The organism is Ancylomarina sp. YFZ004 (assembly GCF_054254355.1).
Map to the genome: position 1 here is coordinate 91,267 of NZ_JBTCHQ010000001.1, position 12,930 is coordinate 104,196.

The following is a 12,930-nucleotide window of genomic DNA, read 5'->3' on the forward strand; positions in this document are numbered from 1 at the left end:
AAACGTTTGAAATTGATTAATAAATATTATATAATCTTCAAAAATCTATTTCACTAGCATGAAAACCACCTCAGATTTAATGATTGAAGGCAAAAGAATATGTCTTAACTCAAGGCTTTTTAACCAAGGCTCAATCTCTTTTTCTTTTAGGCTGTATAAAACTTCTCGAAACTCATCAATTTGATCGTCGTTATAATCGTTCTCCTCGAAATTTCTATAAGCATCCAATTCTTCATCCTCATAATAGATAATTTCTTCAGACATTTTATTTAGCAAATCTGTCTCACAAACTTCGTGAGCCCCACAACACTCCTCTAAAGGTTCACTAGCTGGTTCCTGCTCATCACTATTTTTAGAGAAAAACAACTTACTCAAATAGGTTATGAGTAAGGTTAAAGCGGCTCCAGCCAAGATAACTAACAATAATACTTTCATGCTGCAAAACTAGATATTAGATATTAATAAATCAAGATATACAGATGAGTAATTTTTATTCTTACTGTGATTTAAAAATTAGTGTAATCTAAAACCTGAGCTCAGCCAACAAAAATGATAAGACACACTAATGCTACCACAAACGTTTTCAATGAATTAAAACTTGCTTTTCACTAAAAACAATGCGTTCCCTATTTGTTTTCCTCCATTTTTTCACCATATTTGCTAATAGGAAAGAGAAATTATGAACTTAGCATTAACCACATATTTTATTCAACCGACAGGCACATCTATTATGATGCCCTGCTCATCGTGTGGAATAATGTGAAGCTTTTAATATAAAAAATATTTTAACGAAGCCTGCAGATTATTCTGCAGGCTTTTTTTATGCTCTAAAAACCCATTCAATACTATAATCATATGAGAATCTTAAAATTTGGAGGGAGTTCAATCGCTCATGTCGATAGCCTCAAGAAAGTCCGTAAAATAGTCAACAATATTAATTCCAATCAGACAATAGTCCTGGTAGTATCAGCTCTTGGCGGTGTTACTGACTCGCTCTCAAGCTGTTTAGAACAGGCATGTTCACAAAACAAGTACTACTTAGACACCCTTGAAAACCTTCACAAAAGACACCTGGATATGATCCTTGAACTTCAGCTTAATACTGAACTCAAAACCTGGTTAGACGATCAATTTTCTGAACTGTCAAATTTACTACAGGGCATCTTTATACTACAAGAGGTTCCTGAAAAGGTAAAGTGTCGTGTTTTAGGTTTGGGGGAGGTTCTATCTTCTCATCTAATCGTTAATTATTTCAAACAGTCAGGCTTAGATGCAAAGCACTTTGATTCAAGAAAATACATCAAAACTCAGAACAATAGAGGCATCTTACTCAATAGAGATGAGAGCTACAGGCGAATTAAAGCCATCAGACAGGATTTTAAGATTGGTGTATTCCCCGGTTTCATAGCTTCCAACGCCAACAATGAACCAAGTCTTTTAGGCAGAGGAGGCTCTGACTACACAGCATCTATTCTGGCAGCTGCACTCGATGCAAAAAAGCTTGAGATATGGACCGATGTTAGTGGAATGTATACAGCTGATCCACGACTGGTTTCACAAGCTATTCCTATCGATCAGATGTCATTTCAGGAAGCCATGGAATTGTCTCACTTTGGTGCTAAAGTGATGTATCCTCCTGCCCTTTCACCTGTTTTACAGAAGAAAATTGATATCCTTATTAAAAACACCTTTGATCCTGAAGCAAAAGGAACTCTAATCAGTTCTCAACCCAAATCTGAACGAACTACCGTTCGGGGACTTTCCTCCATTAATAACATCAATCTCATCACACTATCTGGAAGTGGCATGGTTGGTATAAGCGGTTTTGCTGCTCGATTGTTTTCGAGCCTTGCCAATCAAAGAATTAACGTTAGCCTCATCACCCAATCTTCATCGGAACACAGTATGAGTGTTGCTGTTCATGAAGATGATTGTCCCAGAGCTTGTAAGGTAATAGAGGAAGAATTTGCTGCAGAGATTGCAATGAATCATGTTGACAAACTAAAGCTAGAACTTGATTTGTCGATAATCGCAGTTGTTGGTGAAGATATGGGTTATACACCTGGCATATCAGGAAAAGTATTCGGTATTCTCGGGAAAAACGGCTTGAATATTCGAGCCATGGCTCAAGGTGGTAATGAACTAAACATCACCTTTATGGTTCGTACAGTTGATGTTAAAAAGGCGCTGAATGTGATACACGAAAGATTCTTTCTTTCTACATCAAAAAAAATTAACCTTTATATAGTCGGTGTAGGAAATGTGGGAAGTAAATTACTGGAACACATTAGAAATCAACATAAACATTTGGTAGAGGAAAATGGTATTGATCTTATCATTAGAGCTATTAGCAATAGTCGCAAAATGGTTTTCGCAAAAGATGAGAACCTAATACATGATTGGAAAAGCAAACTTGATAAAGAAGGACAAGTCGCAGATATCGATAAATTCATTAAACACATTGACAATTCTAATTTACGAAATTCAATTTTCGTAGATATCACAGCAAGCCAGCAAGTCAGTGACGTTTACGAACAAATATTGGACTCGACTGCTTCTATAGTTGCTTGTAACAAAATTGCAGCTTCGTCAGACTATGAAAGCTATAAACAATTAAAATCTTCGGCAAAGAAGAATAATGTCGATTTTAGGTTTGAAAGTAATGTCGGAGCTGGATTACCGGTTATCAGTACAATCAATTATCTAAAAAATACCGGTGATCAAATTACTAGCATTGAAGCTGTCGTCTCTGGTAGTCTTAACTATATTATCAATAAATTTATAGAAGGTTATAGTTTTGATGAAGCATTAAAATTTGCAATGGACGAAGGTTATACAGAACCAGATCCTAAACTTGATTTAAATGGAGTCGATGTTTTACGAAAGTTATTAATACTCGCTCGTGAATCAGGTTATATCTTAGAAGCAAATGATGTTGAACTAGAAGCTATGGTGCCAGAATATTGTTTAAAGTCGAAAACAAATGATGAGCTAACTGAAAGACTAGTAGAAAAGAAAGCATTCTTTGAGAATTGGCGAAAACAAATGAATGAGCAAAACGTTCGTTTTAGATATGTCGCTAGTTTTAAGGATGGAAAAGCAAGTGTTGGCTTGAAGGCAGTTGGTCCTGAGCATCCATTCTATAATATAGATGGTAAGGATAGTATTGTATCTTTAAATACGCTTTGGTATAAAGATCAACCAATGATTATAAAAGGTGCTGGAGCCGGTTCTGAAGTTACAGCTTCTGGAATATTCGGCGATATCATTAGTATTTCTTCAAAATAATAAATAAGAGATTAAAGATCATCTCTAGATATACAAGTAAAATGAATAAAAGCATAAAAGTATTTGCACCAGGAAGTGTTTCAAATGTGGGATGTGGTTTCGATATTCTGGGATTTGCCATTGATGGAATTGGTGATGAAATGATTCTTAGAAAAAATGATTCGAATAAAATTCATATTAAGCTCATTGAAGGCTATGAGAATTTACCCACAGATCCAACAAAAAATGTTGCCGGTGTAGCCATTCAAGCTTTATTAGATGATTTAGGTAGCGAGCAAGGATTCGATATTGAGATTAAAAAAAATATCAAACCTGGTAGTGGTATTGGTTCGAGTTCTGCAAGTGCTGCAGGAGCTGTAGTTGCTGCAAACGAATTACTAGGCAAACCATACAGTAGAGGACAATTAATTGATTTTGCCATGCAAGGTGAAGTCGCTGCATCTGGAGATGCACACGCTGACAATGTAGCCCCAACAGTATTGGGTGGTTTTTGCATTGTTCGGGCTTACGATCCTCTTGATGTTATCCAGATTGAATCTCCTAAAGATTTATGGTGCGTTGTCATTCATCCTCAGATTGAGATTAAAACAAAAGAAGCCCGAGAGCTATTATCTCCAGATGTAAAACTTAAAAAAGCGATTCGTCAATGGGGAAATGTAGCTGGTTTAATATCTGGACTACATAAATCGGATTACAATTTAATTGGTCGATCTCTGGAAGATCATATCGTGGAAGAACAACGCAAAGTTCTTATTCCAAAGTTTGACAACTTAAAACAAGCCGTTTTTGAAGCTGGAGCCTTAGGTTGTAGTATTTCTGGTTCAGGCCCATCGGTCTTTGCTTTATGCGAATGTGAGGATAAAGCTAAAAATGTAAGCTTGGCTATGAATGATGTGTATTCTAAAACAAATATTCCATTCTTCATATATTCATCGCAAGTAAGTAATGATGGTGTAAGAATTATTGATCAAGACTAATTGACACTAACTATTAATCAAATTAACCACCCAATAAAATGAAATATTATAGTACTAAAAATAAAGAGCTTAAGTTTAGCTTTAAAGAAGCTGTGATAAAAGGACTAGCTCCCGATGGTGGCTTATTCTATCCGGAAAGCCTTCCTCAGCTTGATCATTCTTTTATAGATGACCTACAAAATTTATCCTTGGCTGAAATTGGTTTTCATGTTGCAAGTCATTTTTTAGGAGATGATATTCCTACAGATAAACTTAAAGAAATCTGTGAGGATGCACTCAACTTCCCTACTCCACTAGTTTCTTTTGAGCCCAACGTTTACTCTATGGAACTGTTCCATGGACCTAGTTGTGCTTTTAAAGATGTTGGAGCTCGATTCATGTCAAGATGTCTCAGTTATTTTGCTCAAGAGAGTGATGAAAAAATCACGATTCTAGCTGCGACTTCAGGCGATACTGGTAGTGCTGTTGCAAATGGTTTCCTTGGCATAGAAAACATTGAGGTTGTCATTTTATACCCATCTGGCAAAGTCAGTCAAATTCAAGAACAACAATTAACCACACTTGGCAATAATATTACAGCACTTGAAATTGATGGTAGTTTTGACGATTGCCAAGCTTTAGTAAAACAGGCATTTCAGGATAAAGATTTGAATAAGAAAATGAAAATAAGCTCAGCTAATTCCATTAATATTGCTCGCTTAATTCCTCAAAGTTTCTACTATTTCTATGCTTACGGACAACTTAAAGGTCATAATAAGGATCTAGTCATCTCAGTTCCAAGTGGCAACTATGGCAACTTAACTGCTGGATTAATGGCTAAACAAATGGGGCTTCCAATTAAAAAGTTTATAGCCTCAACCAACTTAAACAAGGTTGTACCTGACTATTTAAATACAGGGAAATATGAGAGTAAAGCATCAATCCCTAGCATCTCAAACGCAATGGATGTAGGAGCTCCAAGTAATTTTGATAGAATGATGACTCTTTACCAAGAAAATCATCCTAAAATATGTGCAGATTTAAAAGGGGCTTCGTTTAACGATGAGCAAACCAAAGAGATTATGAGGAAAGTCTACAAAGACTTTGGCTATATTCTCGATCCTCATGGTGCAGTTGCCTATTTAGGCTTGCAAGAAGAACTAGACAGCACAAATGAACTAGGTGTATTCATAGAAACAGCTCACCCCGCCAAGTTTATTGAAATTGTTGAAGAAGTTATTGAAACACAGATAGAAATTCCAGATTATCTTAAATCTTGTTTGACAAAAGAAAAAATAAGTATTCGTATGCCAAATAATTATCAAAATTTCAAGACTTTCTTAGAAAGTTAGAATCACAAAAAAAGCTCCCTGATTAGGGAGCTTTTTTGTTCTATGTAATAAAGACTACTTCTTAGAAGTTGCCTTTTCGTATTCTTTTTTATAAAGATTCATTTGATTGGTTAATCTTTCTATTTCTGCATCGTTTTGTTTCTTAACCTTACGCAACCAAGTAATCTTTCCATTAACCACATCCATTTCCTTTTTCACCTTAGCAATCTGGTTATCCTTTTGAGCAATCTTCTCCTCAAGCTTCAGTTTCTGGCCAGCGACCTTTTTACCTTCCCACTCTTTATCTTTTATGCTAGCACTCAAATCTTGTGTCAAACGAGATGATTCAGCTTTCAAACCCTTAACCTGTTCATTCAGCTTACTGATTATCATTTCATTCTCAGCATTTCTTTCCTGAGCAAACTTATAATTACCAAGTGTTTCGTGCAATTTAAGCTTCAAACTGGTGGTATCGGAAGCCATAGAAAATAATTCAGTACTCAACTCATCAATCTCAACATTCTTTTGAGCATTACTTTCAGCCATACTGTTTTTCATCTCGTTATACTCAGCTAATGTTTGCTTCAATTTCGAGTCCAAAGTCGTATTATCTTTTCCTAGCTTGCGAACCTGAGCATCACTTTTACGTTTAGCGTAATCAAGTTCTTCATATTTACGTTTCGAAACCACACAGGATACAAGTACCAGTGGCATAATTGATAAAATCAGTAATTTTCTATTCATAATGTGAGATATTTTCAGATCGCAGGATTCCTAATGTTTGAATTGTGCAATTTACAATTTATATGTGTACAATAACAAGTTAAATAAACTTAATAAAGATAAGCACCGAGATTTCTTTCGATGATTTACTCTTGCATATTTTATAAAATAACTAATTTAGCTTTTCGAATACTTTTGGCAAAATACTTGTAGGTAGTTGTCCTGTAATTATTCAAAAGTTAATACTTCAGACTCATTCTTCGATTTAAACTATATGATTAAAAAATTCATTTTCGCACTATTCATCCTATCACATGTGTTTGGAACCATTCAAGCACAAGAAGAGGAACAAGCCAAAACAATCCGAATCATTGGCCAACTTACCAATGCAGCTAACCAGCAAGCCATTCCCTTTGCAAACATAGGTGTAATGGACACTTATATTGGAGCTGCCACAAATTTCGACGGTTACTTTGAACTAAAAGTGCCAGGAAAATATGCAGATAAAAACATTCAGATATCTGCCGTAGGTTTCACCACTTACAATTCGAGCATAAAAGATTGCAGCGAGCTTGATACGCTTCATATTCAATTGAAACCTGTGAATTATAAAATAGCAGAAGTTGAAGTGACTGCTCAGTCTTTAGTCTTAATCAAGATGCTGAAAAATGCCATAGACAGAATTCCAGACAACTATTTGCAGACTCCATTTAATTACGATATTTATTATCGAGCTGAAAAGTCAGAGAACAAAAAATTAGAGCGTAAACGTGAAGCTGCTATTCGCATATACGATGATAAAGGTTACGTTCGGGAGAATGCATATCAAGTATTCAAAGAGCGTTCGTATCGATTTCTACAGGTAAGAAAAAACTTTGAAAACAATTCTTTAGCTGATGGATCAACATACCTGGATGAACTATTGGAAATGGATATTGTAAGAAGTCGTGGCAATATCCTGAATAAGAATCACCTTAATTTTTACGATCTGAGTTTAGATCGAGTAACAGAATATGAGAATGATTCGATTTGGGTCATTGCCTACAAAAGTAAAAGACCCATATTGAGTAATACCAGTGATTACTATGCAATCTCCTACTCAGGTAAAATTTATATCAAGCTAAAAGATTTTTCTGTCATCAAGAACGAAACACATGTGGTAGCAAGCAACTATTCTCCACAAGGACGTAGCTTCTATGTAAATCCTGAAAGACAAGAGTGGAAACCTATTAAAATTGAATACGATTTTAGTTCGACCTATAAAGAACATTTTGGCTATTACTATTTAAGTTACGTTGACTACAAACGTCATCATGAACTTGAAAACAAAACCAGTGGTGAAATAAAAGAAATAGATACCAATGCAGAAATGTTGATTACAAAAATTATAACAACCAATCCTGAGGTCATTAATAATCGAGCCTACTATGAAAATATGGAATACGATGAGAATTTCTGGGACAATTATAATATCATTTTTGATGGTGCAGAATAAGATCTAAATTAATTTCAACTTAAGAGATAAGCACATAATCCTGATCGATTTATAAAATCGATCAGGAATTTTTATGTAAGCATCAAACATCTAATTTTATTTACCGATATTTATCTATTATAAAAAAAACATTTCGGATTTAAGGAAATGTGCAACACTTCAATTATAGACTCGTCATTAGATTAGAAGATAATTAATGGGATCCAACTACCAAAACATACATCAGGATTTAATCGATGCTTGTCGCCAAGGTAATACCAAGGCCCAATTTGAGATTTACAATTTATACTATAAAGCCATGTATAATTCCTCTCTGCGTATTTTAAATCATACACAGGAGGCTGAAGATGTTATGCAGGAAGCATTTTTATCTGCTTTTGATAAAATAGATTCTTATAAAGGAGAGGTTAGTTTTGGAGCCTGGTTAAAAAGAATCGTAGTAAACAAAGCCTTAGATTATCTTAAAAAAAATAAAATTGATAGTCTTCCTCTTGATGATAAAATAAATCAACTTAGCGAAGATGAAGATCAAAATGAAACGCTTGAAGTTGGGAACAGTATAGAAGAAATAAAAAAAGCCATAGAGCAATTACCATCTGGCTACCGTATTGTTTTGAATCTATACTTAATCGAAGCATACGATCACGAAGAGATAGGTGAAATATTAAACATTGCAGCATCAACCTCAAGATCGCAATACAACAGAGCCAAAAAGAAATTGATTCAGATATTAGAAGATAGCACGAACAAGCCATTAAAAAGAAGAATCAGATGAAGAATATTGAAGATATAATCAAACAAAACCGAGCGAACTTCGATAGTGAAGAACCTCAAAACGATCATTTCGATCAGTTTAGACAAAAAATGCAATTGCAAGATCAAGTAAAATCCAGATGGCAATGGAAAGAGCTGATGAAAATCGCAGCTATGATTGCTATTGTGGCAATTGCTGGCTTAACAACTTATCAGCTTCGTGACATTCAATCGCCGCATTTTAGTTTTGGTCAGCTTTCACCTGAATATCAAGAAGTAGAAGACTATTTTAAAGCAAGTATCGACAAGCAACTTGATATTATCAGTCAATTATCAATATCGACTGATATTCAGGAACAAAAAACCATAAAAGAAGAACTCGCAGGTATGGACCTGCTCTACAATGAGCTTGAAGAGGAGCTACAAGCTAACCCTAAAGATGAACGTATAATTCAGGCCATGATCGAACACTTTCAGGTCAAAAACAATATTTTAAATCGAATTGTACAGCAACTATATCTGATAAATCAACAAGATATTCCTCTTGCAGATATCATTAGTATTTAGAAAAAATAATAAATTAATATAAAAACCTACTAGCATGAAAACAACTAGATTTAAACTTTCTGCACTTATACTGCTTCTTTGTATAGGACTAAGCAGTCAGGTATTTGCTTCGGATGATTACATCAAGACTTTCGATGGGAAATATGCTGTTAAAGAAGGCTCCCAATTGACCATAGAAAACAAATATGGAGATATTGAAATCAAAAACTGGGAGGTCGATTCAGTTCTTATAAAAGCAACCATTACGGCCCATGCTTCAAGCGAATCTAAAGCAGAAACATTATTCAAGGGTATTGAAATTAATATGGACCAGATTGGTGAGACCATCATGGCATTTACTGAGATGGAAAAATCCTTCAAAACAGGAAACAAATTCAGTATCGATTATGAGGTGTTTATGCCTGAGTACATTCAAATTTCTTTAAATAATAAGTTTGGAGATATCTACATCAATACGGTTAGAGCTAAAACAAATATCAATTTGAGCTATGGTAACTTACTTGCTGAAAAATTTCTTTATCCAAACGAGAAACCATTGAGTAGCATAAACCTTTCATATGCAAAGGCAACCATTAATGAATGTAATCGTACCAAATTGACTTTGAAGTATTCAAAGATGAATATTGGGACCAGCGAAACCCTTGTTGTTGTTAGTCGATTTTCTAAGCTTCATTTAGATAACAACGTTTCTCTTATTGCAGACTCTAAATATGATGCAATTAACATTATGAATACAGAATCTGTATTAATTAGCAAAGGTCAATATTCTGATATTAAAATCGAAAATGTAAGTCGCAACTTAAATATGACCCTAAGATATGGAAATTGCAAAGTTGACAATGTATCTTCTGATTTTGATAATATTAAAATCGATAATCAATATGTACCTTGTCGCATTTCAATTGCTGAAGGTGCATCTTATATGCTCGATGCTGAAACCAAGTATTCCGGTATCAGTTACCCGAGCGAATCGAAGGTAATCGAAGAAGTGAAAAATCATTCTGAATCTAAAATCAAGGTCCTTGTAGGAAATTCAAGTTCTCCAGAATCAAGAGTACATGTGATTAGTAAATATGGCAATGTGAGTCTTAAATAGAATGCTTTACATATAATTCATCCCTCTTTCATAAACTGGAAGAGGGATTTTTTTGTTCAAATCGCCAAAGTCTTTTCATAATGATTATAAAAAAAACATTATCTATTAAAATTTTCTTCTGATTATTAGTGTCAGACATCGCTTTAATCGTATTTTTATCGGATAAACAATAACGAAACTTAATTATGACCATTTTTGAAAGAGTGAATGCATTGCGTTCGCTGATGGAAGAAAAAGAAATAAACGCTTACATCATAACCAGTTCAGATCCTCATATGAGTGAATATGTTCCAGAATACTGGACTGCTCGTCAGTGGATATCTGGTTTTACAGGATCTGCCGGAACTGTAGTTATTACAAAAGACAAAGCCGGTTTATGGACAGATTCACGTTATTTTTTACAAGCTGAAAAAGAACTGGACGGAAGTGGTATCGATCTTTTTAAAATGGGGGTACCTGGTGTACCAAACCAATACCAATGGTTACTTTCTGAGCTAGAGTTTGAAGCTAATATTGGCTTCGATGGAACTTGTTTTTCAATCGCTCAAACCCGAGAATTAAAAAATAAGCTTGGCGACTTATCTATCCATATCTGTGAAGAGGATGATTTGATTAATGAAATCTGGTCAGATAGACCAAGTTTGCCTAAGCACAAAATATTTGAACACCCCGTAGAATTTGCTGGCAAATCTCGTAAAGAGAAACTAGCTATCATTCGCAATGAAATGCACAAGCTTGAAGCCAAGCATCACTTCGTTGGAAGTCTTGACGATATTGCTTGGATTTTTAATCTTAGAGGTCAGGATGTTGACTTTAATCCCGTTGCTATTGCTTACGCTTTAATCAAGGAAGATTCCTGCTCTCTCTATCTGGATCAATCAAAACTAGATAATGAACTTATTGAGAGTCTTCAAAAAGATGGCATTCAAACTGCTGACTATAAAAAAATATGCAATGACTTAGAAGAGCTTCGTGGCTCTGAAAATGTTCTTCTTGATAACAATCGTAGTAACTTAAGTATTTACAGTTCCATTTCTGCAAACATTATTGAACGAGAAAACCCTTCTCAACTACTAAAAAGCCAGAAAAATCCGACTGAAATCAAAGGCATGAAAGAAGCTATGATTCAAGATGGCTTGGCCTTAACTCAATTTTTCTGTTGGCTTGAAGAAAATCTTGGTAAAAGCAGAATAACTGAGTTTACCCTTATGGATCAGATCCGACACTTTAGATCGAAGCAAAAGCATTTTATGGGTGAAAGTTTCGGGAGTATTGTTGCTTATAAAGCCCACGGTGCATCGCCTCACTATTCAACGACTGAAGAAACAGATTGTGAAATCAAAGCTGAAGGGCTTCTTCTTATCGATTCTGGTGGACAATACATGAATGGTACTACAGATATAACCCGTACTACAGCACTTGGAGAACTAAGCCAGGAAGAGAAAATGGATTTCACTCTCGTTCTAAAAGGTATGATTCAAATGACCTTGGCTGTCTTTCCTAAGGGAACTCGTGGTTGTAATATTGATATTTTAGCTCGCCAGGCACTTTGGATGTATGGTAAAAACTATGGACACGGAACCGGACACGGTGTTGGCTGTTTCTTAAATGTTCACGAAGGTCCACAAAGTATTCGTCAGGAACTAAAAGAACAAGCCATTTTACCCGGAATGATTAGTTCTAACGAACCAGGATTCTATAAGGAAGGTGCCTATGGTATTCGTCACGAAAATTTAATTCTTTGTAAGGAGAAGCTAAATACGGAATATGGTGAATTTCTAGAGTTTGATACCTTAACTCTTTTCCCATTTGACACCAAAGCTTTAGATTTAAACCTACTAAACGATATTGAAAAGAACTGGCTCAACCATTACCACCAAAAAGTATATGACAGCCTAGCACCTCAACTAGATGAAAAACATAAGGCTTGGTTAAAACAAAAAATTCAAGCAATTTAATTCTCGTTTGAATTTCAAATAATAAAAAGAGGGCCGTTGATAGTATAAAAACTATAACGGCCCTTTCTGGTTCTTTAGCTTAGGAATACAATCTTATTTCTTTTTATCAGCCACAGGAATAAAACTCAATGAAATTGAATTGACACAATGGCGTGTATTTTTTTCAGTGAAACCTTCATTCTTAAAAACGTGCCCCAAATGTCCTTTACAGTTTGAACAGATAATCTCCGTTCTTCTTCCATCAGCATCAGTTAAATGTGTGACGGCTCCTTTAATTTCATCATCGAAGCTTGGCCAGCCACAATTTGAATCAAACTTATCTCCCGATCTGTACAAAGGCAGGTTACATTGCTTACAAACATAGACTCCTTCCTCTTTGTGATTAACGTATTCACCCGTATGTGGATATTCTGTTCCCTTATTAAGAATCACACGCTTTTCAAGCTCATTCAATTTATTATAGTTTCCTTTTTTCATCACCGTCTGTCCGTTTGTTATTACTGATACCATCAGTAATAAAGATATAATTATTAGTCGTCCCATATTCCTTATTTTTAATTGATCTAAAATAAAACAAGTCCATCAGATTTCAAAATCCTTACCCCTATTTAAGATCTTCTTAACAACTAAAAATGATTGGTTCAGATAAAAAATGAATTTTAATAACACAAGCAAATAGTCGCGCAAACAAAACTTTTTGACGCTACTAGTTGTCTATTTGTAAAGTTTAGTTTACATTTGATTTGTAATCAAAAAATATATA

At 34.9% G+C, this 12,930-nt stretch carries 11 protein-coding genes; 8 read left to right on the top strand and 3 right to left on the bottom strand.

All coding sequences use genetic code 11. The annotated features are described in order from the left end of the window. Positions 1-45 precede the first annotated feature (45 nt). The gene (locus tag ACXR6G_RS00395) at positions 46-435 is read right to left on the bottom strand and encodes a hypothetical protein (protein WP_458359413.1); all 390 of its coding nucleotides are present in this window, start codon (positions 433-435) and stop codon (positions 46-48) included. Between the two features lie 420 nt (positions 436-855). Between ACXR6G_RS00395 and thrA the strand changes: the two genes are divergently transcribed. From thrA to thrC, 3 genes are read left to right on the top strand one after another with little or no spacing between them, the layout of a single operon-like run. Then, the gene (gene thrA, locus ACXR6G_RS00400; RefSeq protein ID WP_458359414.1) at positions 856-3,288 is read left to right on the top strand and encodes a bifunctional aspartate kinase/homoserine dehydrogenase I; all 2,433 of its coding nucleotides are present in this window, start codon (positions 856-858) and stop codon (positions 3,286-3,288) included. 41 nt (positions 3,289-3,329) lie between these two features. Next, complete coding sequence (locus tag ACXR6G_RS00405; protein ID WP_458359415.1) at positions 3,330-4,265, top strand: homoserine kinase; 936 nt, start codon at positions 3,330-3,332, stop codon at positions 4,263-4,265. A gap of 38 nt (positions 4,266-4,303) precedes the next feature. Next, positions 4,304-5,596, top strand: coding sequence for a threonine synthase (gene thrC / locus ACXR6G_RS00410; protein WP_458359416.1), 1,293 nt, complete (start codon positions 4,304-4,306; stop codon positions 5,594-5,596). Between the two features lie 54 nt (positions 5,597-5,650). Here thrC and ACXR6G_RS00415 read toward each other — a convergent pair whose 3' ends face one another. Next, positions 5,651-6,319 (bottom strand): hypothetical protein, encoded by a 669-nt coding sequence (locus ACXR6G_RS00415; protein WP_458359417.1) that lies wholly within the window; start codon positions 6,317-6,319, stop codon positions 5,651-5,653. Positions 6,320-6,572: 253 nt separating this feature from the next. Here ACXR6G_RS00415 and ACXR6G_RS00420 point away from each other — a divergent pair, with 253 nt between their 5' ends. From ACXR6G_RS00420 to ACXR6G_RS00440, 5 genes are all read left to right on the top strand, one after another. Continuing rightward, positions 6,573-7,793, top strand: a complete 1,221-nt coding sequence (locus ACXR6G_RS00420) for a carboxypeptidase-like regulatory domain-containing protein (protein ID WP_458359418.1) — start codon at positions 6,573-6,575, stop codon at positions 7,791-7,793. A gap of 196 nt (positions 7,794-7,989) precedes the next feature. Further along, positions 7,990-8,568, top strand: coding sequence for an RNA polymerase sigma factor (locus tag ACXR6G_RS00425; RefSeq protein ID WP_458359419.1), 579 nt, complete (start codon positions 7,990-7,992; stop codon positions 8,566-8,568). Next, on the top strand, positions 8,565-9,113 hold the full coding sequence (locus ACXR6G_RS00430) for a hypothetical protein (RefSeq protein ID WP_458359420.1): 549 nt from the start codon (positions 8,565-8,567) through the stop codon (positions 9,111-9,113). The genes ACXR6G_RS00425 and ACXR6G_RS00430 overlap by 4 nt, the downstream gene beginning before the upstream one ends. Before the next feature lie 34 nt (positions 9,114-9,147). Further along, the gene (locus ACXR6G_RS00435; RefSeq protein ID WP_458359421.1) at positions 9,148-10,209 is read left to right on the top strand and encodes a hypothetical protein; all 1,062 of its coding nucleotides are present in this window, start codon (positions 9,148-9,150) and stop codon (positions 10,207-10,209) included. Between the two features lie 185 nt (positions 10,210-10,394). Next, the gene (locus tag ACXR6G_RS00440) at positions 10,395-12,167 is read left to right on the top strand and encodes an aminopeptidase P family protein (RefSeq protein ID WP_458359422.1); all 1,773 of its coding nucleotides are present in this window, start codon (positions 10,395-10,397) and stop codon (positions 12,165-12,167) included. A 93-nt stretch (positions 12,168-12,260) separates the two neighbouring features. Here the strand turns inward: ACXR6G_RS00440 and ACXR6G_RS00445 are convergent, their stop codons facing one another. Then, entirely contained in the window at positions 12,261-12,710 is a 450-nt protein-coding gene (locus tag ACXR6G_RS00445; RefSeq protein WP_458359423.1) for a methionine-R-sulfoxide reductase, read from the bottom strand. Positions 12,711-12,930: the final 220 nt, after the last annotated feature.